We start from the raw sequence: 21844 nt of genomic DNA, 5'->3' as shown, positions 1-21844 counted from the left end.
AAACCCTAAACTTGGCTCAGCAATCGTTGGTTACATCTTTGATTTCTCGCGGAGTAACTTGTGATGCTGATAATCTGGTGACTATCAGTCTGATTCCACAAGCACCCACACGAATTGCTTGATTCAGTTGTTAAAGAGCGGTTGGTTAAGTCTTTCGTCTCAACCGAGGCGCGCATTCTACAGCAGCCTCATTTGCTGTCAAGTGATTATTTTCAGAAGATTTCAAAGTTTCCTTTGCAACTTCAACCACTTGCGCTTCCGATCTCTCGTCAGCGGGAGGCGAATTCTACAGCGTTACACGCTGCTGTCAACACCTCTTTTGCTCCGCTTTCGACCGAGACGATCGAATCGTCAATCAGGCGAAACCACACTGCCTTATCGACTCCTTCGGGCTTCGCTGAACTGAAGCGCAACCGCTGTCGAAAATCGTATAACTCATTGAATATCAAGGAGTTTTCCGTTTCGACTGCGCCGGAAGTGGGGCGAATTATAGAGAGATATAATTCGCCGTCAACGCCTATTTTCAAAAAACTGTCATATCGATCAAAACCACCCTTAAAAGCAAAGGCCGTCCCCGAGGGGACGGCCTTCAATTGCCTTCTACTTATTACAAGCTAGGGAAGGCGAATTGCGATGCTTCATGGCTGGCGCGCTGCGGCCAACGCTGAGTGATCGCCTTGCGACGGGTATAGAAGCGCACACCGTCCGGACCGTAGGCATGCAGATCGCCAAACAGCGAACGCTTCCAGCCGCCGAAGCTGTGGTAAGCCACGGGTACCGGCAGCGGTACGTTGACGCCCACCATCCCGACTTCGATCTCGTCACAGAACAGACGCGCCGCTTCACCATCACGGGTAAAGATGCAGGTACCGTTGCCGTACTCGTGATCGTTGATCAGTTGCATGGCTTCTTCCAGGCTGTTCACCCGCACGACGCACAACACCGGCCCGAAGATCTCTTCTTTATAGATGCGCATTTGCGGGGTGACGTTGTCGAACAGACAACCACCAAGGAAGAAACCATCTTCATGACCCGGCACGCTCAGGCCACGACCGTCGACCACCAGTGTCGCACCCGCCGCCACGCCGTCTTCGACATAACCGCTGACCTTGTCCCGCGCCTGACCGGTGACCAGCGGCCCCATGTCCAGGCCACAGGAAGTGCCCGCGCCGATTTTCAGCGCCTTGATTTGCGGCACCAGCTTGGCCACCAAGGCATCCGCCACTTGATCGCCGACGCACACCGCGACCGAGATCGCCATGCAACGCTCGCCGCAGGAACCATAGGCCGCGCCCATCAGTGCACTGACCGCATTGTCCAGGTCCGCATCCGGCATCAGCACCGCATGGTTCTTCGCCCCGCCCAGCGCCTGCACGCGCTTGCCGCGCTTGGTGCCTTCGGCATAGATGTACTCGGCGATCGGGGTCGAACCGACGAAGCTCAGCGCTTTGACTTCCGGCGCTTCGATCAGCGCATCCACTGCCGTCTTGTCGCCATGCACCACACTCAGCACGCCTTTCGGCAGGCCGGCTTCCAGCAACAACTGGGCGATCAGCAGGGTCGAACTCGGGTCACGCTCGGACGGCTTGAGGATGAAGCAGTTGCCGCAGACGATGGCCAGCGGGTACATCCACAGCGGCACCATCGCCGGGAAGTTGAACGGGGTGATCCCAGCGACTACGCCCAGCGGCTGGAAGTCGGACCAGGCGTCGATGTTCGGCCCCACGTTGCGGCTGTATTCGCCCTTGAGGATTTCCGGAGCGGCACAGGCGAACTCGACGTTCTCGATACCACGCTTGAGCTCGCCGGCGGCGTCCTCCAGGGTCTTGCCGTGTTCTTCGCTGATCAACTGGGCGATGCGCGATTCGTTCTGCTCCAGCAGTTGCTTGAAGCGGAACATCACCTGGGCACGCTTGGCTGCTGGCGTGTTGCGCCAGGCCGGGAAGGCCGCCTTGGCGACATCGATGGCACTCTGGATGGTTTCACGGCTGGCCAGCGGCAGCTTATGGATCGCCTGGCCGGTGGACGGGTTGAACACATCGACCGCGCGACCGTTCTCGGTCACCAGTTCGCCATTGATCAAATGCGGGATAACGCTCATCGGGGGACTCCTGAGGTGGTCCACAGGCGCTCGCCAAGGAGCGCCTGCTGTTTGTACTTATATAGAGGGAGAAATCAGTCGAGCTTGTTCAGCACTTCACCAACGGCATCGAACAGGCGATCCAGGTCCTGCGGCTTGCTGTTGAAGGTTGGGCCGAACTGCAGGGTGTCGCCGCCGAAGCGCACGTAGAAACCGGCTTTCCACAGGGCCATGCCCGCTTCGAACGGACGCACGATGGCGTCGCCGTCCCGCGCGGCAATCTGGATGGCACCGGCCAGACCGTAGTTACGGATGTCGATGACATTCTTCGTACCCTTGATGCCGTGCAGGGCCTTCTCGAAATGCGGCGCCACGTCGGCGACGCTCTGCACCAAGTTTTCCTTCTGCAACAGGTCCAGTGCCGCCAGGCCGGCCGCACAGGCCACCGGGTGCGCCGAGTAGGTGTAGCCGTGGGGGAACTCCACCGCATACTCGGGCGTCGGCTGGTTCATGAAGGTCTGGTAGATCTCGGAGCTGGCAATCACCGCGCCCATCGGAATCGCGCCGTTGGTGACTTGCTTGGCGATGCACATCAGGTCCGGGGTCACGCCGAAGCTGTCGGCGCCGAACATCTTGCCAGTACGGCCGAAACCGGTGATCACTTCGTCGAACACCAGCAGGATGTTGTGCTGGTCGCAGATTTCCCGCAGACGGTTGAGGTAACCCTGCGGCGGCACCAGCACGCCAGCGGAGCCGGCCAGGGGCTCGACGAACACGGCGGCGATGTTGGAGGCGTCATGCAGCTCGATCAGTTTGAGCAGTTCGTCGGCCAGCGCGATACCGCCCTGCTCCGGGATCCCCCGGGAAAAGGCGTTGCTGGCCAGCAGGGTGTGCGGCAGGTGATCGACATCCGACATCGCCTGGCCGAACAGCTTGCGGTTGCCGTTGACCCCACCGAGGCTGGTGCCGGCGATGTTCACCCCGTGGTAACCCCGGGCGCGGCCGATCATCTTGGTCTTGGTCGGCTGACCTTTCAGACGCCAGTAGGCGCGCACCATTTTCACCGCGGTATCGGCGCACTCGGAACCGGAGTCGGTGAAGAACACATGGTTCAGATTGCCCGGAGTCAGCGCGGTGATTTTCTCGGCCAGCTGGAACGACAGCGGATGGCCGTACTGGAAGCCCGGCGAGTAGTCGAGGGTGCTCAGTTGCTTGGCCACCGCTTCCTGGATTTCCTTGCGGGTGTGGCCGGCGCCACAGGTCCAGAGGCCGGACAGCGAGTCATAGACCTTGCGCCCCTTGTCGTCGACCAGCCAGCTGCCTTCGGCGGCAACGATCAGGCGCGGATCGCGCTGGAAGTTGCGGTTGGCGGTATAAGGCATCCAGTGAGCGTCGAGCTTGAGCTGGCTGGCCAGGGAATCGGGAGCGTTTTCAGGCATGTTCATGGGCAAAACCTCGCAAGGCAATAAGCGGCGCAGGGATCGGAAAAGCGTGGTTGCAGCTAAGTTGCCACGGCTATAAAGTCGGTGAAATCCAACTTTTATAACCTTCAGTCAGTAGTTCACTAAACTATGAGCAGCCGTCGAGCCGACCCGCTGGCGCAAGTCAGCGACTTTGATATCCGCCTGCTGCGGATCTTTCGCAGCGTGGTCGAGTGCGGTGGTTTCTCCGCCGCGGAAACCGTGCTCGGCATCGGCCGCTCGGCCATCAGCCAGCAGATGAGCGACCTGGAACAACGTCTCGGTTTGCGCCTGTGCCAACGCGGACGCGCCGGTTTCTCCCTGACCGAAGAAGGTCGCGAGGTGTATCAATCGGCCCTGCAACTGCTGAGCGCCCTGGAAAGCTTTCGCACCGAGGTCAACGGCCTGCACCGGCACCTGCGTGGCGAGCTGATCATCGGCCTGACCGACAACCTGGTCACCCTGCCCCACATGCGCATCACCCACGCCCTGGCCCAACTCAAGGAACGCGGGCCGGACGTGCAGATCCAGATCCGCATGATCGCCCCCAATGAAGTCGAACAAGGGGTGCTCGACGGGCGCCTGCATGTCGGCGTGGTGCCCCAGGCCAGCGCCTTGTCCGGCCTGGAATACCAGCCGTTGTACGACGAACGCTCGCTGCTGTACTGCGCGGTGGGTCACCCACTGTTTTATGTGGATGACCAGCAACTGGACGACCAGCGCCTCAACGAACAGGACGCCATCGCCCCGACCTTTCGCCTGCCCGCCGAGATCCAGGCCCATTACCAGGCGCTCAATTGCACCGCCAGCGCTTCGGACCGCGAAGGCATGGCGTTCCTGATCCTGACCGGACGCTACATCGGCTACCTGCCGGACCACTACGCCAGCCTCTGGGTCCAGCAGGGGCGGCTGCGGGCACTCAAACCCGACTCGCGCTTCTATGACCTGAGCCTGGCCTCGGTCACACGCAAAGGCCGTCGCCCCCATCTGGTGCTGGAAAGCTTCCTGGAAAGCCTGGCGGCCACCCGTTGACTGAAGGGGCTTCGGGGTTTTCTGCCCATAAGACTTGTCTGTCGCCTGTGGGTGCGCTATCAACGCACAGGTTGCACCCACAGAACAGCTCGGAAACGCCTATGACCCTTGAAGTTCCAGCCCACGCCAGCCCTCATGCCGCCAAGCCCGCCAGTCGTATCCGTCAGAAGAACGAAGAAGCGATCATCAGGGCCGCCGAAGACGAGTTCGCCCGCCATGGGTTCAAAGGCACCAGCATGAACACCATCGCGCAGAATGCCGGCCTGCCCAAGGCCAACCTGCATTACTACTTCACCAACAAGCTTGGGCTGTATGTCGCGGTGTTGAGCAACATCCTCGAGCAGTGGGACAGCACCTTCAACACCCTGACCGCCGACGACGACCCGGCCGAAGCGCTGACCCGCTACATCCGCGCCAAGATGGAGTTCTCCCGGCGCCAGCCGCAGGCTTCGCGGATCTTCGCCATGGAAATCATCAGCGGCGGCGAATGCCTGAGCGAGTACTTCAGCCAGGACTACCGCGCCTGGTTCCAGGGACGTGCCGCGGTGTTCCAGGCCTGGGTCGACGCCGGCAAGATGGACCCGGTGGACCCGGTGCACCTGATCTTCCTGTTGTGGGGCAGCACCCAGCATTACGCCGACTTCGCCAGCCAGATCTGCCGCGTCACCGGACGCAGCAAGCTGACCAAGCAGGACATGGAAGACGCCGGCAACAACCTGATCCGCATCATCCTCAAGGGTTGCGGCCTCAAGCCAGCCTTATAAAGAACGCCACGCATGCCCTTTACCCTCGCCGGCCTTTGCGAGTACCGCGAAGAGATTCGCAAAAGCCGCTTCATCGCCCTCGCCGCGCCGATCACCAGCGCAGCCGAGGCTCAGGCCTTTATCGAACAGCACAGCGATCTCGCCGCCTCCCACAACTGCTGGGCCTGGAAACTCGCCGACCAATACCGCAGCAGCGACGACGGCGAACCAGGCGGCACTGCCGGCCGGCCGATCCTGGCGGCCATCGAAGCCCAGGATTGCGACCAGGTCGCGGTGCTGGTGATCCGCTGGTATGGCGGCATCCAACTGGGCACCGGCGGCCTGGCCCGCGCCTATGGCGGCAGCGCCAACAAGTGCCTGCAAGGCGCCGCGCGGATCGAGCTGGTCAGTCGGGTTGTGCTGCGCTGTGCCTGCAGCTTCAGCGAACTGGCGCTGGTCAAGCTGCGGGTCGCCGAACTCGGCGGGCTACTGGTGGAGGAACAGTTCACGGCCAATGGCGTGGAACTGCAACTGGCCCTCGCCGAACCCCAGATCGCCACCTTGCAAAGCCAGCTGGCGGACCTGAGTCGCGGACGCATCCTCTTGCAGCGCTGACTCTGCACCAACATCGCCCCCTTGCCTTCAGATCAGCCTGTGTACAACGGGCCCGTGGACAACGGACTTGCCCACACCCGCTGTGCACCCGACTGTGGATAACCTGAGCACACTCGTCTGTAGCCCTTCTGCAACGTGGCTTTGCGGCGGTTGCTCATTTTTCGTCCAAGCCCCTGAGCAAAAATTATTTTTTAATATAAAACAGCGAGTTAGAGCGGTTTATCGCGATTGGAAGAAAGCCCCAGGGTGCTTATGCCCGGCCCCTGGGCTTGCACACAAATACTGTGGAGCAAGCTGTGGATAACCCGTGCAAGGCTGCACCAGCCGCCGATGCCGCAAGGCTTGCAGGCGCCTGATCACTTTTCGACCAGCCTTGCGCGAGCCAACCGCTGCTTTTTCAGTCCCTGCCCTAAATCGCTCCGGATATTCGAGGAGCGCACAGGCTAAAGCCTGGAGTATGCTCCAGGACCAAGCCCCTCCGAGAGTCCAGCAAGCGCATCGGCCAGCGCTACCCATTAAACCCGTGATCTTCACTCACCAAGGAATCCCCCGCATGTCTACGCCAAAAACCGCACTGATCATCGGCGCCTCCCGAGGCCTGGGCCTGGGCCTGGTGCAACGCCTGCTGGAGGATGGCTGGCAGGTCACCGCCACCGTGCGCAACCCGCAAAAGGCCGAGGCGCTGAAAGCCCTGGGTCCGGTCCGGATCGAACAGTTGGACATGGACGATCAGCAGGCGGTGATCGCCCTGAGCCAGACCCTCAAAAGCCAGGTGTTCGACCTGCTGTTCGTCAATGCCGGGGTCAAGGGGCCGGACGACCAGACGCCTGGCAAGGCGAGCCAGGCAGAAGTCGGCCAGTTGTTCTTCACCAACGCCGTGGCGCCGATCAACCTGGCCCAGCGTTTCGTCGACCAGATCCGCCCGGGCAGCGGCGTGCTGGCGTTCATGAGTTCGGTGCTGGGCAGCGTGACCATGCCCGATGCGCCGGAGCTGGCGCTGTACAAGGCCAGCAAGGCGGCCCTGAATTCCATGACCAACAGCTTCGTGACCCAACTCGAACAACCGTTGACCGTACTGTCGCTGCACCCGGGCTGGGTAAAGACCGACATGGGCGGCGAAGGCGCGGACATCGACGTCGAGACCAGCACCCGCGGCCTGGTCGCCCAGGTGAATGCCTATGTCGGCAAGGGCGGGCATCACTTCGTGAATTACAAGGGCGAGACCATTCCCTGGTAAGCGATACCTGACCTGAGGTCATCGCGGGCAAGCCTCGCTTCTACAGTCTCCCCTCTTGTAGGAGCGAGGCTTGCCCGCGATAGACCGCACAGCGGTCTCCCCGTAAACTGCGCACCTCGCCCCCGTGGCGACCCTGGATCAGCAGACAGGGCAACACTGAGCTGGCTAACCTGAACCCACTTTCAGAGGAGCCGGCCACCATGCCTGCGACCCGTACCTGGTTAAAGAACCCCCTCGCCATTTTCACCGGCAATGCCCTCGACGCCCGCGGCGGCCTGGTGCTGCAAGACGGCCTGATCGTCGAAGTGCTTGGCGCCGGCCAGCCACCCGCCCAGCCCTGTGGACAAGTCTTCGATGCCCGCGAGCACGTGCTGTTGCCGGGGCTGATCAACACCCATCACCACTTCTATCAGACCCTGACCCGCGCCTGGGCGCCGGTGGTCAACCAGCCGCTGTTTCCCTGGCTGAAAACCCTGTACCCGGTCTGGGCCCGGCTGACGCCGGAAAAACTTGCCCTGGCCAGCAAGGTGGCCTTGGCCGAGTTGCTGCTGTCCGGCTGCACCACCGCCGCCGACCATCACTACCTGTTCCCCGAAGGCCTGGAAAACGCCATCGACGTGCAAGTGGCCAGCGTGCGCGAACTGGGCATGCGCGCCATGCTCACCCGCGGCTCCATGAGCCTGGGCGAAGCGGATGGCGGCCTGCCGCCGCAGCAGACCGTGCAACAGGGCGAGGTGATCCTGGCCGACAGCCAGCGGCTGATCGCCGAGTACCACGAGCGCGGCGCCGGCGCGCAGATCCAGATCGCCCTGGCGCCCTGCTCGCCGTTCTCGGTTACCCCAGAGATCATGGCGGCCAGTGCCGAACTGGCAGAGCAACTCGATGTGCGCCTGCACACCCACCTGGCGGAAACCCTCGACGAGGAAGACTTCTGCCTGCAACGCTTCGGCCTGCGCACCGTGGATTATCTGGACAGCGTCGGCTGGCTCGGCCCGCGGACCTGGCTGGCCCACGGCATCCATTTCAACCCGGATGAAGTCGCCCGTCTCGGCGCGGCCGGCACCGGCATCTGCCATTGCCCGAGCTCCAACATGCGCCTGGCCTCGGGCATCTGCCCGACCCTGGAACTGACCGACGCCGGCGCGCCGCTGGGCCTGGGCGTGGACGGCTCGGCCTCCAACGACGCGTCCAACATGATCCTCGAAACCCGTCAGGCCCTGTACCTGCAACGCCTGCGCTACGGCGCCGAGAAGATCACCCCGGAACGGGTGCTGGGCTGGGCCACCCGAGGTTCGGCGCAATTGCTGGGACGCAGCGATATCGGCGAACTGGCGGTGGGCAAGCAAGCTGACCTGGCGCTGTTCAAACTCGATGAGCTGCGCTTCTCCGGCAGCCACGATCCGCTGTCGGCCTTGCTGCTGTGCGGCGCGGACCGGGCGGACCGGGTGATGGTCGGCGGCCGGTGGCGGGTGATCGACGGGCAGGTCGAGGGGCTGGATGTGCGCGGCCTGATCGCCGATCACCGGCAGGCGGCGCGGGAGTTGATTGGCGGCGTCTGATCCGCCGTCATCGCGGGCAAGCCTCGCACCTACAGGAGGATGGTGACTGTAGGTGCGAGGCTTGCCTGCGACAGACCGCAATGCGGTCGCCCGACAGCTCGACCGTGGCTGTAGAATGCCTGCCTTTACGGGCGTGATAAAAACCTGACACGCCCACGCAGCCCTCGGGATACCGGGGCCCGGCCCGTCATCGAGCCTTGCGGCGAACTTTTCGCCGCAGGATGATGGAGCTCGATATGTTCACGCGGCACCTGATGAGATCACACCCATGTACGACTGGCTGAACGCCTTGCCCAAGGCCGAACTGCACCTGCACCTCGAAGGTTCCCTGGAGCCCGAGCTGCTGTTCGCCCTTGCCGAACGCAACAAGATCGCCCTGCCCTGGAGCGATGTGGACACCCTGCGCAAGGCTTATGCCTTCAACAACCTGCAAGAATTCCTCGACCTGTACTACCAGGGCGCGGACGTGCTGCGCACCTCCCAGGATTTCTACGACCTGACCTGGGCCTACCTGCTGCGCTGCAAAGAGCAGAACGTGATCCACACCGAACCCTTCTTCGATCCGCAGACCCACACCGACCGCGGCATCCCCTTCGAAGTGGTGCTCAACGGCATCGCCAGCGCGCTCAAGGACGGTGAACAGCAACTGGGCATCACCAGCGGCCTGATCCTCAGCTTCCTGCGGCACCTCAGCGAAGACGAAGCGCAGAAAACCCTCGACCAGGCGCTGCCGTTCCGCGAAGCCTTTGTCGCGGTCGGCCTGGACAGTTCGGAGATGGGGCACCCACCGAGCAAGTTCCAGCGGGTGTTCGATCGGGCTCGCAGCGAAGGTTTCCTCACTGTGGCCCACGCCGGTGAAGAAGGCCCGCCCGAGTACATCTGGGAAGCCCTGGACCTGCTGAAGATCCAGCGCATCGACCATGGCGTGCGGGCCTTCGAGGACGAGCGACTGATGCAGCGCATCATCGACGAGCAGATCCCGCTGACCGTCTGCCCGCTGTCGAACACCAAGCTCTGCGTGTTCGATCACATGTCCCAGCACAACATCCTGGAAATGCTCGAGCGCGGGGTGAAGGTCACGGTGAACTCCGACGACCCGGCCTACTTCGGCGGCTACGTCACCGAGAACTTCCACGCCCTGTACACCCACCTGGGCATGACCCAGGACCAGGCCAAACGCCTGGCACAGAACAGCCTGGATGCACGCTTGGTCAAGCCGTAACCGCAATACACCTGTAGCCGCTGCCGAAGGCTGCGGCTACAGGTCCAGTATTCAAGCCCCTCCCTCGCTCAACTCCTCCAGCGTCTTGCCCCGGGTCTCCATCCCGAACAGCCAGACCACCGCCGCGGCGACCGCGAAACACAAGGCGCCCAAGGCGAACACCCCGCCCTGCCCGGTCATCGGGAACACCACGCCGGTCACCCAAGGCCCGAGCAGCGAACCGATGCGCCCCACCGCCGAGGCGAACCCGGAACCGGTGGCCCGCGCCGAAGTGGGGTACAACTCGGGGGTGTAGGTGTAGAGCACCGCCCACATGCCGAACAGGAAGAACTGCATCAGCAGGCCGGAGCCGATCAGCAGCGCGACGTTGCCGCCGAACACCGCGCTCTGCCCGTAGAAAAACGCCATGACCCCACCGCCCAACAAGGTGATCACGCACACCGGCTTGCGCCCCCAGCGCTCCACCAGCCAGGCGGCCATGAGGAAACCGGGAATCCCGCCCAGGGAAATCAGCACCGTGTAGTACACCGACTGGGTCACGGCGAACCCCGACTGCTGGAGCAAGGCGCTGAGCCAGGAGGTCAGGCCATAGAAACCCAGCAGGGCAAAGAACCAGACACTCCAGATCATCAGCGTGCGCTGGCGATAGTGCGGCGACCAGATCTCGCCCAAGGCCGAAAGGAAGTGCCCCGGCGTACCCTCCACCCGGGGCAGGCTCACCGGCTCCGGCAGCTCCGCGCGTTGCAGCGAGGCGCGGACCTTGTCTTCGATCCGCCGCAGCACCTGGTCGGCGTCGGCATGCCGCCCGGCCTGCTCCAGCCAGCGCGGCGACTCCGGAATGAAAAAGCGGATCGCCAGCACGAACACCGCCGGGATCGCCAGGACCAGGAAGATGTCGCGCCAGCCAATCAGCGGCAGCAGGAAGTACGAGAGCACGCCCGCGGCGACGAAACCCAACGGCCAGAAACCGTCCATCAAGGCGATGTAACGCCCGCGCCGGCTGGCCGGGATCATCTCCGACAGCATCGACTGGGCGATGGGAAACTCCATGCCCATGCCGATCCCCAGCAGCACCCGGAACAGGGTCAGGCTGTCCACCGTCTGCGCCGTGGAGCACAGGTAACTGGCGATGCCCCAGAGCACGATGCTCCACTGGAACACCGGCTTGCGCCCGAAGCGGTCGGCGAGCATGCCCGACAGGGACGCGCCGACCACCATGCCGAAGAAGCTCGAACTGGCCAGCAACCCGGCCTGGGCCGTGCTCAGGCCGAACTCGGTTTTGATCGAGCCAAGCAGGAAGGTCATCATCGCCAGGTCCATGGAGTCGAAGAAAAACGCCAAGGCGATGATGATGAAAATGACCCGGTGATAACCGCTGATGGGCAAGCGTTCCAGACGCTCCGCCGCACTGTATCCCTGACTCGCCATGCCCCGCTCCCCCGATTGAATGGTCTGCAATCGAGTGTGCAAGATCGACGCCGCCGCTCAGTGCTGGATACGACCTGCCCGCACCCCGCAACGACGCTGGTGGCCCGGGCTCATGGAGCTGCCGCGGTGCCTCCCGGGTAATGGGCGAAGATTTCGCTGCAGCGGACCTGCAGCATGTCCCGCAGCAGCTTCACCGGTTTGCTCAACTGCGCTCGATGCGCGCACAACAGGTTCAACGGCGCCCGTTCGCAGAGCAGTTCCGGCATCAGCACCTTGAGCCGCCCGGCCAGCACATCGGCCGCCACATCGAGCCAGGACTTGTAGGCGATCCCCCGCCCCGCCACGGCCCACAGGCGCACCACATCGGCATCGTCGCTGAAACGATCGCCGCTGACCGTCAGCCCCACCTCGCGCTTGCCGTCGTAAAAGCTCCAGTGGTCGTGCACCCGGCTGCCGAGCATGTAGAGCAGGCAATTGTGCTGCGCCAGTTGCTCCAGCTGACGCGGCTCGCCATGGCGGGCCAGGTAGTCGGGTGCGGCCACCAGCACCCGGCGGTTCTGTGGCGCGACCGGCAGGGCCACCAGGCTGGAGTCTTCCGGTTCGCCGTAACGCAGGGCGATGTCTACCGGCTGGCGAAACAGATCGGCGATGCGGTCGCCCAGCAGTAAGCGGACCGTGAGCCGCGGATGTTCCTGCTGGAACTCATCGAGCCAGGGCAGCAGCAGATTGCGCCCCAGGTCCGAGGGCGCGGACAGCTGCAGCGTGCCGCTGACCTGATCCTGCCCCCTGGCCAGCAGGCGCCGTCCTTCCTCCAGGTTGCCCAGGGCGGCGCGGGCGTACTCGAGAAAGCCCTCGCCCTCGGCGGTCAGGCGCAGGCTGCGGGTCGAACGCGCCAGCAACCGGGCGCCAAGCTGCTGTTCGATGCGCTTGAGGGCGGCGCTCGCCACCGCCGCCGACAGGTCCATGACCCGCGCGGCGGCGGACAGGCTGCCGAGGTCGGCGGCACGCACGAACAATTGCAGGTCATCGAATCGCAGCATCTGGATCACCGGGCATTATCAAAAAAATATTGAAAGAGACTGCTCTTTTAGCCGGTTTTATCTTCGCTGGAAATGACTAATGATCGGCCCCACGTCACGCCGCCCCTCGGAGGAGCCCTGCATGTCCCACGCCTTTAGCGCCATCGCCACCCTGGTCGCGAAGAGCGGCCAGCAAGCCGTTCTCAAGCGCGAACTCACCGCCCTGGTGCAACCGAGCCGGGAAGAACCCGGTTGCCAGTACTACAACCTGCACCAGGATGCCGCAGACCCAGGCACCTTTTATGTACTGGAGCGCTGGGACGATGAAGCCGCCCTGGCGTTTCACAACGACACGCCGCACTTCCAGCATTTTCTCCAACAGACCCGCGACGCCATCGAGCATTTCGAGCTCAAGCGCCTGCTGTTGATCCTCTGATCCAATCTTCATACCCCCTCAGGAGAACCCATGATGAAAGCCATCGCCTACTACGCCTCCCTGCCCATCAGCAATCCCCAGTCGCTGCAAGACATCGAACTGCCGGAGCCGGTCGCCGGCCCACGGGACCTGCTGGTGGAAGTCAAAGCCATCTCGGTCAACCCGGTGGACACCAAGATCCGCCAGAACGTCCAGCCTGAAGCTGGCACCGCCAAGGTGCTGGGCTGGGACGTGGCCGGGGTGGTCAAGGCCGTGGGCAGCGAGGTCAGCCTGTTCAAGGTCGGCGACCGGGTGTTCTACGCCGGCTCGATTGCCCGCGCCGGCGGCAACAGCGAACGGCACGTGGTGGACGAACGCATCGTCGGCCATATGCCCAAGAGCCTGAGTTTCGCCGAAGCCGCTGCCCTGCCGCTGACTGCGATCACCGCCTGGGAGCTGCTGTTCGACCGCCTGCAGATCAGCGAAGGCCAGGCCGATCAGGGCCAGAGCCTGCTGATCGTCGGCGCGGCCGGCGGCGTGGGTTCGATCCTCACCCAGCTGGCCAGCCGGCTCACCGGGCTCAAGGTCATCGGCACCGCCTCCCGCGCCGAAACCCAGGACTGGGTGCGCCAGCTGGGCGCCGACCTGGTGATCGACCACAGCCAGCCGTTGAGCCAGGAGCTGAAGAAGGCCGGCCAGGCCAGCGTCACCCACGTGGCCAGCCTGACCCAGACCGATGCCCACCTGGATCAACTGGTCGAGGCGCTCGCGCCACAGGGCCGGCTGGGGCTGATCGACGATCCGAAAACCCTCGACGTGACCAAGCTCAAGCGCAAGAGCCTGTCGCTGCATTGGGAGTTCATGTACACCCGCTCACTGTTCGAGACGCCGGACATGCAGGAGCAGCACCACCTGCTCAACCGCGTGGCCGAACTGATCGACAACGGCACCTTGAAGACCACCCTCGGCGAGCATTTCGGCACCATCAACGCGGCCAATCTGCGGCGCGCTCATGCGCTGCTGGAGAGCGGCAAGGCCAAGGGCAAGATCGTGCTGGAAGGTTTCTGACGCCGGGTCGGAAGGCGTCCTGCCCGCTCGTCAGAGGGGCCGGATGCCGTCAGTCCGACAATTGATCCTCGTCATACTTGTGACCGTATTCGGGACTATATTGGAGGCCTTTGCACTGCAATCTTTTACCCGAGGAGGTCAGCAATGAAGATCCTGATAAAAGAATTGGCAAAATCCACAGGCACTCAATGGCAGGTTCAAATCGACCAGCATGCCGTGACCTTCCGCAGCGAAGCCGAAGCCCGGGCCTTCGCCAATACCCTGGAAACGCGTCTGCACGCCCCCCACCGATTCCCCGAAAGCCAGCAACGCGCCGTCGGCTGACCTACCGCTGAGCGGCTTGCAGCGCTCGGGCGTTCTGCAATCTCCGGGTGAGCATCGCCAGCGTCACCACCAGGATTCCACACAGGCTGATCACCGTGGCCATCGGCACGGCGCTGCCGTCGTGCAACACGCCCACCAACGCCGCCGCGCCGGCCGCCACGCTGAACTGCAGGCAACCGAGCATCGCCGAAGCACTGCCCGCCCGTGCGCCCTGACCGTTCATGGCGCAAGCCGAGGCATTGGGGATGATGCAGCCCAGGCTGGCAATGCAAATGAACAGCGGCACCAGTAACGGCCAGAGTTGTGCCGGGCGCAGCGAGCTGACGACGAGCAATGCCAGGCCACCCAGCAGGTAGACCCACACCGTGCGCGCCAACAGGAACGCCGGGCCGCGCTTGGCCAGCAAGCGGGCGTTGAGCTGGGCCACCAGGATGAAGCCCCCGGCGTTGATCCCGAAGAACCAGCCGAAGTGCTCGGCCGGCACCCCGTAGAGTTTGATGAAGACGAAAGGCGAACCGGCGATGTAGGCGAACATCCCGGCGATGGCGATGCCCCCGGTCAGGGCGTGGCCGAGAAACACCCGGTCCGCCAGCAACCGACCGTACTGGCGCAGCGCGCCGGACAACGGTTGGCGCGGCACATGGGCCGGCAAGCTTTCCGGCAAGCCCAGCGCCACCGCCAGGCCGGCCAGGGCACTGAACAGGGTCAACATGATGAAGATCGACTGCCAGCCATAGAGGTTCACCAGCAGGCCGCCGAGCATCGGCGCCAGGATCGGCGCCAGGCCCATGACCAGCATCAGCTGGGAAAACACCTTGGCCGAACCCACCGCGTCGCACTTGTCGCTGACCACCGCCCGGGAAATCACCATGCCCGCACAGCCACCCAGGGCCTGGACGAAGCGCGCGCCGATCAGCCATTCCAGGCTCGGCGCGTAGGCACAGGCGAGGGACGCCAGGGTGAACAGCCCGACCCCGGCCAGCAATGGAATACGTCGGCCGAAGCGGTCGGCCACCGGACCGTAGGCCAGCTGGCCGATCGACAGCCCGAGGAAGTAGGCCGCCAGGGTCAGCTGGACATGTTTTTCATCGGTGCCAAAGGCCAGCGCCATCGCCGGGAACGCCGGCAGATAGAAGTCGATGGCCAAGGGGCCGAAGGCGCTCAAGGCGCCAAGAATCAGGATTGTGCGAAGGTTCATCAGGCATCCAGGTACAGGTCGGGCGGCAGCTCGACAGTTTATCCGCGCCTGGAGGCCTTGAACATTCCGATAGGTCGCTAACTATTAAAAAGGCCGGCCAAATGCCTCAGGCCAGCTTGACCTGGTAGCCTTCTTCGCTGATCAGGCCGATCACCTCGTCGGCGGACAACCGGCTTTCCACCCCCACTTCCTTCGCCCCGAGATTGACCTGGACGCTGGCCGCCGGATCCTTGCTCTGCACCGCCTGGGTGATGGCCCGGACGCAATGACCGCAGGACATTCCCTCGACATTGAACACTTGCATGACGCTTCTCCTGTAATGAGGTTGGAGGCAGTTTCGACCTTATCACCATGGCAAGGTCAAGTTCCGGATGCATCTGCCGGGCTGGAAATCGTCGGCGCGCTCGGCCAAGCTTCACCCCCAATGACACGACACTAGGAGATTCAGCCATGCGCTGGTCGGTTATCAGCCTGTTCAGCCTCCTCGGCCTCATCGCGGCAGCCCCGTCGGCCAGCGCCGCCGGCGAGGACTACGGCGTCCTGATCATTTCCCGGGAGCGACTGGAAGTCGCCACCTCCTGCGAAATCGGCCTGTACATTCAGGACCAACTGGCAGGTCGGCTGTTCCAGGAACAAGCCACGTCCTTCAACCTGCCGCCGGGCACAGTCTCGCTGCGCCTGAAACTGCTGCCGGGACAGATGCCGGGCTGCAACCCGGGCATGCTGGCGCCGGGTTCCCAGGACATCCGCCTCAAGGCCGGCGATGTGCTGAAGTTCCGCATCGCCATGAGCCCGTCCGGCCTGTACCTCAAGCCCGCCGCCCTGGAATATTGAGACCTCGGATCCTCGCCTGCGCCAGCCCTGTCCGTCCCCGGAACCGGTGTGGGCAACGATCCCGAGCCGAAGCCACTGAGACAGATTGAAGCACCCCGGGCCATGGCGCTTGACCTTACCAGCATGGCAAGGTTGATCCTGTAGACACCGTTTACAGGGAGCGTCAGTGATGTCCGAATCAACCACTTTTGACTTGCCAATTGCCGGCATGACCTGCGCCAGCTGCGCCGGACGGGTGGAGCGTGCCTTGAGCAAAGTGGCAGGCGCCGTGGCCGTGAGCGTCAACCTCGCCACCGAACAGGCCCGGGTCCAGGCACCGAGCGACAGCCTGCCGGCGCTGATGGCCGCCGTGCAGGACGCCGGCTACAGCGTGCCGGCCCACAGCCTGGAACTGAACATCGGCGGCATGACCTGCGCCTCCTGCGCCGGCCGGGTGGAGCGGGCGCTGAGCAAGGTGCCCGGGGTCAGCCGGGTCAGCGTCAACCTGGCCAACGAACGGGCGCACCTCGACCTGCTGGGGCAGGTCGACACTGCCAGCCTGATCGCCGCCGTCGACAAGGCTGGCTACTCCGCCACCCTGTGGCAGGCCGAACAGCCCGAAGGCAATGCTCAGGAGCAGCGCCTGCAGCACGAACGCTGGTCGATGATCCTGGCGATCCTGCTGGCCCTGCCGCTGGTGCTGCCGATGCTGGTGCAACCCTTCGGCCTGCACTGGATGCTGCCGGCCTGGGCGCAGTTCGTCCTCGCCACGCCGGTGCAATTCGTCTTCGGCGCGCGCTTTTATGTGGCCGCCTGGAAAGCCGTGCGCGCCGGCGCCGGCAACATGGACCTGCTGGTGGCCCTGGGCACCAGCGCCGGTTATGGCTTGAGCCTGTACCAATGGGCCGTCGCCCCGGCCGGCAGCATGCCGCACCTGTACTTCGAGGCCTCGGCCGTGGTGATCGCCCTGGTGCTGCTGGGCAAATACCTGGAAAGCCGCGCCAAGCGCCAGACTGCCAGCGCCATCCGCGCCCTCGAAGCCTTGCGTCCGGAACGGGCGATCCTGGTCGTCGATGGCCGTGAACGGGACGTGGCGATCAGCGCCCTGCGCCTGAACGACCTGGTGCTGGTCAAGCCCGGCGAACGCTTCCCGGTGGACGGCGAAGTGGTGGAAGGCCAGAGCCATGCCGACGAAGCCCTGATCAGCGGCGAAAGCCTGCCGGTGCCGAAACAGCCCGGCGACAAGGTCACCGGTGGCGCCATCAACGGTGAAGGCCGGCTGCTGGTGCAGACCCAGGCACTCGGCGCGGAAACCGTGCTGGCCCGGATCATCCGCCTGGTGGAAGACGCCCAGGCCGGCAAGGCGCCGATCCAGAAACTGGTGGACCGCGTCAGCCAGGTGTTCGTGCCGGCGGTCCTGTTGCTGGCCCTGGCGACGCTGATCGGCTGGTGGCTGTACGGCGCGCCGCTGGAAACCGCGTTGATCAATGCGGTGGCGGTACTGGTCATCGCCTGCCCTTGTGCCCTGGGGCTGGCCACGCCGACCGCGATCATGGCCGGCACCGGCGTCGCCGCCCGCCACGGAATCCTGATCAAGGATGCCGAAGCCCTGGAGCGGGCCCATGAAGTCAGCACCGTGGTCTTCGACAAGACCGGCACCCTGACCTCCGGCACCCCGCGCATCGCCCACCTGCATGCCGTCGACGGCGACGACGACCGTCTGCTGCAACTGGCCGGCGCCTTGCAACGCGGCAGCGAACATCCGCTGGCCAAGGCGGTGCTCGACCTGTGTGCCGAACGCCAGCTGGCGGTGGCCGACGTCAGTGCCAGCCAGTCCCTGACCGGCCGCGGCATCGCCGGCACCCTGGACGGGCGCCAACTGGCCCTGGGTAACCGGCGCCTGCTGGAAGAAAGCGGCTTGCTGGCAGGCGACCTGGCCGCCTCGGCCCAGGCCTGGGAAACCGAAGGCCGCACCCTGTCCTGGCTGATTGAGCAACAACCGCAACCGCGGGTGCTGGGCCTGTTCGCCTTCGGCGATACCCTCAAGTCCGGTGCCTTGCAGGCGGTACAACAACTGGGCGCGCGGCAGATCGGCAGCCACCTGCTGACCGGCGACAACCGCGGCAGCGCCAAGGTGGTCGCCGATGCCCTGGGCATCGCCAATGTGCACGCCGAAGTGCTGCCCGCCGACAAGGCCGCCACGGTCGCCGAACTGAAACGGACCGACGTGGTGGCGATGGTCGGCGACGGCATCAACGACGCCCCGGCCCTGGCCGCCGCCGACATCGGCATCGCCATGGGCGGTGGCACCGACGTGGCGATGCACGCCGCGGGGATCACCCTGATGCGCGGCGACCCGCGCCTGGTGCCGGCCGCCCTGGAGATCAGCCGCAAGACCTACGCGAAGATCCGCCAGAACCTGTTCTGGGCCTTCGTCTACAACCTGGTCGGCATCCCGCTGGCGGCCTTCGGCCTGCTCAACCCGGTGCTGGCCGGGGCGGCCATGGCGCTGTCCAGCGTCAGCGTGGTGAGCAATGCGCTACTGTTGAAAACCTGGAAACCCGAAGAGCAGGAGGACGCCCGATGAACATCGGCCAAGCAGCCCGCAAGAGCGGCCTGAGCGCCAAGATGATCCGCTACTACGAGTCCATCGGCCTGCTCCGGCCGGCCCATCGTAGCGACAGCGGCTATCGCCTGTACGGTGACGACGACCTGCACAGCCTGGCCTTTATCAAGCGATCGCGGGACCTGGGGTTTTCCCTGGAAGAAGTGGGCAAGCTGCTGACCCTGTGGCAGGACCGCCAGCGCGCCAGTGCCGACGTCAAGGCCCTGGCCCGCCAGCACATCGATGAACTCAACCGCAAGATCGCCGAGCTGGCCGGGCTGCGCGACACCCTGCAGGACCTGGTGCAACACTGCCACGGCGACCATCGCCCGGATTGCCCGATCCTCAAGGACCTGGCTTCGGGCGGGTGCTGCGAAACGCACATGTGCCATTAGCCGCGCCGAAGGTCCTTCCAGCGGCTTGGAAAAGCGCGTCCTCTGCGCACGGAATGCCGCCCGGACCGATCGCAGCCTGCAGCAGCGGCTACGTGATTCACACGCACAAAAAATCCGGCTTCTGCCGGATTTTTTGTGCGTGAATCACTGCATCCAGGGTGGCGGCGGGGGTTCCTCGGGCGCGCCCCGTGGCGCATCGTCCGCCATTCGCATGGCCCGGCGGCGTTCGTCGTCGAGCCGCGCCGCTTCGATTTCCCGCAGCACGCCACCGACATCCGCCAGCGCTTCCGGATCGGCGAACTCGCCGGTCAGGACGCTGCCCGGGTGCAGGGTGCCGGCTTCGTACAGCGCCCACATTTCCTTGGCGTAGCGCGTGTGCTTGAGCTCCGGGGCAAAACGCCCGAAGTAGGAGGCCATGTTGCCGACGTCACGCTCCAGCATGTTGAAGGCGTGGTTGTTGCCCGCCGCGTCCACCGCCTGGGGCAGGTCGATGATCACCGGACCGTCGGGCCCCAGCAGCACGTTGAACTCGGAGAGGTCACCGTGCACCAGGCCGGTACACAGCATCAGCACGATCTGGGAAATCAGGAAGGCGTGATATTCCCGGGCCTGGTCCGGCTCCAGCACCACGTCGTTCAGGCGCGGCGCGGCGTCGCCGTACTCGTCCGCCACCAGTTCCATGAGCAGCACGCCTTCGAGGAAGTCGAACGGCTTGGGCACCCGCACACCGGCGTTGGCCAGGCGGAACAGGGCCGCGACCTCGGCGTTCTGCCAGGCGTCCTCGGCCTCCTTGCGTCCGAACTTGGACCCCTTGGCCATCGCGCGCGCCTGACGGCTGTTACGCACCTTGCGGCCTTCCTGATACTCGGCCGCCTGACGAAAACTTCGTTTGTTCGCCTCCTTGTAAACCTTGGCGCAACGTAATTCCTTACCGCAGCGCACCACATACACAGCTGCTTCCTTACCACTCATGAGCGGGCGCAGCACCTCGTCGACCAGACCGTCCTCGATCAGGGGTTCAATGCGTTTTGGAGTCTTCATCAGCTTTTATCAGGGGTCCTTTATTACCCAACACGCGAATGTCAGTCGTTATACGGCAATCCTCGCACCACGGGGAGAGGTTACCGACCTGCGACCGGATAGATGCACTCAATGTGCCAGATCGCCCCGCCAACCGCCCGGCGGCAAAGACCGGAATCGGTGTCACAGAGCCTGGAGCGCCAGGGCTTTCCAGGTGCCGTCTTTTCTTTTTCCCGGCCCTCAATTTTCCCTTTCGGCGGCCGACGTTATCAGAACCGAACACGCTTGTTCGACAATCTGCAAGCAATCAGCACCACAGGGGGTCACCCGGCACCGGCGAAAGGGACGCCACGCCATTGCAAGGTTTCAAGGCTGCCGCCAATCCGCGAGTCATTCGCACATCGTGGGTCTACAAGAAAAAAACTGGAGCGCGGATGAACATCAAACAGAAACTGACCTGGGCGTTTGCAATCATCGCCTGCCTGCCGGTGGTACTGGTCGCCACCCTTGTGGTTCTCAACCTGCGCAGCGACGCCAGGGACAACTTCGTCGACAGCAGCGGCCGCGAGATCCGCCAGGTGAGCAATGCCATGCAGATCTTCTTCGACGGCATCAGCCAGAACGTCGACTACCTGGCCTCCCAGCCGCTGATCACCGGCACTGACGACAGCCTGAAGAACTACAGCAGCGCCAACGCCGAGCAGATCCCCCAGGGCGACATGGACAAGCAGGTGTTCGCCCTGCTCGAACGCCTGGGCAGCAGCCACCCGGCCTACGCCTATGCCATCGTCGGCACCAATGCCGGCGGTTATGTGTCCTGGCCCGACGACCCCAAGCTGAACAACTACGACCCCCGACAGCGCCCCTGGTACAAGACCGCCATGGCCAGCCCGGGCAAGCCGATCCGCACCGCGGCCTACTACTGGGCTACGGACGACGCGACCTATGTCAGCACCGTGCGCACCATCGCCAACAAACTGGGCAACCCCGGCGGCGTGGTGAGTATCGACGTGACCCTCAAGCAGCTCACCGAAATCGTCAAACAGATCAAGCTCGGCGAGTCCGGCTACCTGATGCTCCTGGAAAACAGCGGCACGGTGCTGGTGGACCCGAAACAGCCGGAGCACAACTTCAAGGCCCTGGGCAGCCTCGGCGAGGGTTACGCGCAACTGGCCAAGGCCGGCAAGGGCCTGGTGGAGGTCGAACTCAACGGCGAGCGCTACATGGCCAATGTCTGGCCGTCGGAGCAACTGGGCTGGACCTTCATCGGCCTGATCAAGCAGAGCGAGGTGATGAGCTCGGCGACCCAGCTGACCTGGCTGGTGGCGATCATCGCCGGGATCCTGGCGCTGGTCTTCGCCGTGGTCGGCGCCAGTTTCGCCAGCCTGATCGTGCGCCCGATCCGCAGCGTGGCCAGCGGCCTGGAAGACATCGCCCAGGGCGAAGGCGACCTGACCCGCAACCTGGACATCCGCGGGCGCGACGAAACCGCGCAACTGGCCAACTGGTTCAACCAGTTCCTGGCCGCCATCCGCAACCTGATCCAGAGCATCGGCCAGGCGGCGCACGGTATCCTCGCCACCTCCCACAGCTCGACCCAGGTCTCCAACG

General features: G+C 64.1%; 20 protein-coding genes and 1 pseudogene. 13 read left to right on the top strand and 8 right to left on the bottom strand.

All coding sequences use genetic code 11. The annotated features are described in order from the left end of the window. Nucleotides 1-269: 269 nt before the first annotated feature. The 3 genes from ACQKQA_RS12935 to ACQKQA_RS12925 form a co-directional block, all read right to left on the bottom strand. Complete coding sequence (locus tag ACQKQA_RS12935; protein ID WP_427557657.1) at nucleotides 270-593, bottom strand: hypothetical protein; 324 nt, start codon at nucleotides 591-593, stop codon at nucleotides 270-272. A 14-nt stretch (nucleotides 594-607) separates the two neighbouring features. Next, nucleotides 608-2101 (bottom strand): CoA-acylating methylmalonate-semialdehyde dehydrogenase, encoded by a 1494-nt coding sequence (locus ACQKQA_RS12930; RefSeq protein ID WP_427557655.1) that lies wholly within the window; start codon nucleotides 2099-2101, stop codon nucleotides 608-610. Between the two features lie 74 nt (nucleotides 2102-2175). Beyond that, nucleotides 2176-3525: an aspartate aminotransferase family protein gene (locus tag ACQKQA_RS12925; protein WP_427557653.1), complete on the bottom strand. Its 1350-nt coding sequence runs from the start codon at nucleotides 3523-3525 to the stop codon at nucleotides 2176-2178. Between the two features lie 126 nt (nucleotides 3526-3651). Between ACQKQA_RS12925 and ACQKQA_RS12920 the strand changes: the two genes are divergently transcribed. The 6 genes from ACQKQA_RS12920 to ACQKQA_RS12895 all read left to right on the top strand — a co-directional run bounded on the left by ACQKQA_RS12920 (nucleotide 3652) and on the right by ACQKQA_RS12895 (nucleotide 9948). Continuing rightward, nucleotides 3652-4572 (top strand): LysR family transcriptional regulator, encoded by a 921-nt coding sequence (locus ACQKQA_RS12920; RefSeq protein WP_427557650.1) that lies wholly within the window; start codon nucleotides 3652-3654, stop codon nucleotides 4570-4572. 101 nt (nucleotides 4573-4673) lie between these two features. Further along, nucleotides 4674-5336: a TetR/AcrR family transcriptional regulator gene (locus ACQKQA_RS12915; RefSeq protein WP_427557647.1), complete on the top strand. Its 663-nt coding sequence runs from the start codon at nucleotides 4674-4676 to the stop codon at nucleotides 5334-5336. Nucleotides 5337-5348: 12 nt separating this feature from the next. After that, on the top strand, nucleotides 5349-5930 hold the full coding sequence (locus ACQKQA_RS12910; RefSeq protein ID WP_427557644.1) for an IMPACT family protein: 582 nt from the start codon (nucleotides 5349-5351) through the stop codon (nucleotides 5928-5930). Nucleotides 5931-6483: 553 nt separating this feature from the next. Beyond that, nucleotides 6484-7167, top strand: a complete 684-nt coding sequence (locus ACQKQA_RS12905; protein ID WP_427557641.1) for an SDR family oxidoreductase — start codon at nucleotides 6484-6486, stop codon at nucleotides 7165-7167. 200 nt (nucleotides 7168-7367) lie between these two features. After that, nucleotides 7368-8726, top strand: coding sequence for an 8-oxoguanine deaminase (locus tag ACQKQA_RS12900; protein WP_427557638.1), 1359 nt, complete (start codon nucleotides 7368-7370; stop codon nucleotides 8724-8726). A gap of 268 nt (nucleotides 8727-8994) precedes the next feature. Next, nucleotides 8995-9948 carry an adenosine deaminase gene (locus tag ACQKQA_RS12895; RefSeq protein ID WP_427557635.1) on the top strand — a complete coding sequence of 318 codons (954 nt, stop codon included), beginning with the start codon at nucleotides 8995-8997 and terminating at the stop codon, nucleotides 9946-9948. A gap of 51 nt (nucleotides 9949-9999) precedes the next feature. Here the strand turns inward: ACQKQA_RS12895 and ACQKQA_RS12890 are convergent, their stop codons facing one another. Both ACQKQA_RS12890 and ACQKQA_RS12885 read right to left on the bottom strand, forming a co-directional pair. After that, the gene (locus ACQKQA_RS12890) at nucleotides 10000-11376 is read right to left on the bottom strand and encodes an MFS transporter (protein WP_427557633.1); all 1377 of its coding nucleotides are present in this window, start codon (nucleotides 11374-11376) and stop codon (nucleotides 10000-10002) included. A gap of 110 nt (nucleotides 11377-11486) precedes the next feature. Continuing rightward, nucleotides 11487-12416 carry a LysR substrate-binding domain-containing protein gene (locus ACQKQA_RS12885; RefSeq protein WP_427557630.1) on the bottom strand — a complete coding sequence of 310 codons (930 nt, stop codon included), beginning with the start codon at nucleotides 12414-12416 and terminating at the stop codon, nucleotides 11487-11489. Between the two features lie 121 nt (nucleotides 12417-12537). Between ACQKQA_RS12885 and ACQKQA_RS12880 the strand changes: the two genes are divergently transcribed. From ACQKQA_RS12880 to ACQKQA_RS12870, 3 genes are all read left to right on the top strand, one after another. After that, nucleotides 12538-12831: a putative quinol monooxygenase gene (locus ACQKQA_RS12880; protein WP_427557628.1), complete on the top strand. Its 294-nt coding sequence runs from the start codon at nucleotides 12538-12540 to the stop codon at nucleotides 12829-12831. 33 nt (nucleotides 12832-12864) lie between these two features. Beyond that, on the top strand, nucleotides 12865-13878 hold the full coding sequence (locus ACQKQA_RS12875; RefSeq protein WP_427557669.1) for a zinc-binding alcohol dehydrogenase family protein: 1014 nt from the start codon (nucleotides 12865-12867) through the stop codon (nucleotides 13876-13878). A 144-nt stretch (nucleotides 13879-14022) separates the two neighbouring features. Beyond that, nucleotides 14023-14202, top strand: coding sequence for a hypothetical protein (locus ACQKQA_RS12870; protein WP_427557626.1), 180 nt, complete (start codon nucleotides 14023-14025; stop codon nucleotides 14200-14202). Nucleotide 14203: 1 nt separating this feature from the next. Here ACQKQA_RS12870 and ACQKQA_RS12865 read toward each other — a convergent pair whose 3' ends face one another. Both ACQKQA_RS12865 and ACQKQA_RS12860 read right to left on the bottom strand, forming a co-directional pair. Continuing rightward, nucleotides 14204-15400, bottom strand: coding sequence for a multidrug effflux MFS transporter (locus ACQKQA_RS12865; RefSeq protein ID WP_427557623.1), 1197 nt, complete (start codon nucleotides 15398-15400; stop codon nucleotides 14204-14206). A gap of 106 nt (nucleotides 15401-15506) precedes the next feature. Then, nucleotides 15507-15704 carry a heavy-metal-associated domain-containing protein gene (locus ACQKQA_RS12860; RefSeq protein WP_044461005.1) on the bottom strand — a complete coding sequence of 66 codons (198 nt, stop codon included), beginning with the start codon at nucleotides 15702-15704 and terminating at the stop codon, nucleotides 15507-15509. A 146-nt stretch (nucleotides 15705-15850) separates the two neighbouring features. Between ACQKQA_RS12860 and ACQKQA_RS12855 the strand changes: the two genes are divergently transcribed. From ACQKQA_RS12855 to cueR, 3 genes are all read left to right on the top strand, one after another. Beyond that, nucleotides 15851-16234, top strand: coding sequence for a hypothetical protein (locus ACQKQA_RS12855; RefSeq protein ID WP_427557620.1), 384 nt, complete (start codon nucleotides 15851-15853; stop codon nucleotides 16232-16234). A gap of 169 nt (nucleotides 16235-16403) precedes the next feature. Then, on the top strand, nucleotides 16404-18800 hold the full coding sequence (locus ACQKQA_RS12850; RefSeq protein ID WP_427557617.1) for a heavy metal translocating P-type ATPase: 2397 nt from the start codon (nucleotides 16404-16406) through the stop codon (nucleotides 18798-18800). Continuing rightward, a complete protein-coding gene (gene cueR, locus ACQKQA_RS12845) occupies nucleotides 18797-19213 on the top strand; it encodes a Cu(I)-responsive transcriptional regulator (protein WP_427557614.1) in 417 nt (138 codons plus the stop codon). The genes ACQKQA_RS12850 and cueR overlap by 4 nt, the downstream gene beginning before the upstream one ends. A 144-nt stretch (nucleotides 19214-19357) precedes the next feature. Here the strand turns inward: cueR and ACQKQA_RS12840 are convergent, their stop codons facing one another. Further along, on the bottom strand, nucleotides 19358-20254 hold the full coding sequence (locus ACQKQA_RS12840) for a PA4780 family RIO1-like protein kinase (RefSeq protein ID WP_427557612.1): 897 nt from the start codon (nucleotides 20252-20254) through the stop codon (nucleotides 19358-19360). A 38-nt stretch (nucleotides 20255-20292) separates the two neighbouring features. Between ACQKQA_RS12840 and ACQKQA_RS12835 the strand changes: the two are divergent. Beyond that, nucleotides 20293-21756, top strand: a pseudogene (locus ACQKQA_RS12835) (HAMP domain-containing protein); the annotation flags it as partial. Nucleotides 21757-21844: the final 88 nt, after the last annotated feature.

This window comes from Pseudomonas sp. NPDC089530, from assembly GCF_050280705.1.
In the GTDB taxonomy this organism is placed as follows: domain Bacteria; phylum Pseudomonadota; class Gammaproteobacteria; order Pseudomonadales; family Pseudomonadaceae; genus Aquipseudomonas.
This window is presented reverse-complemented; position numbering and strand designations above follow the sequence as displayed.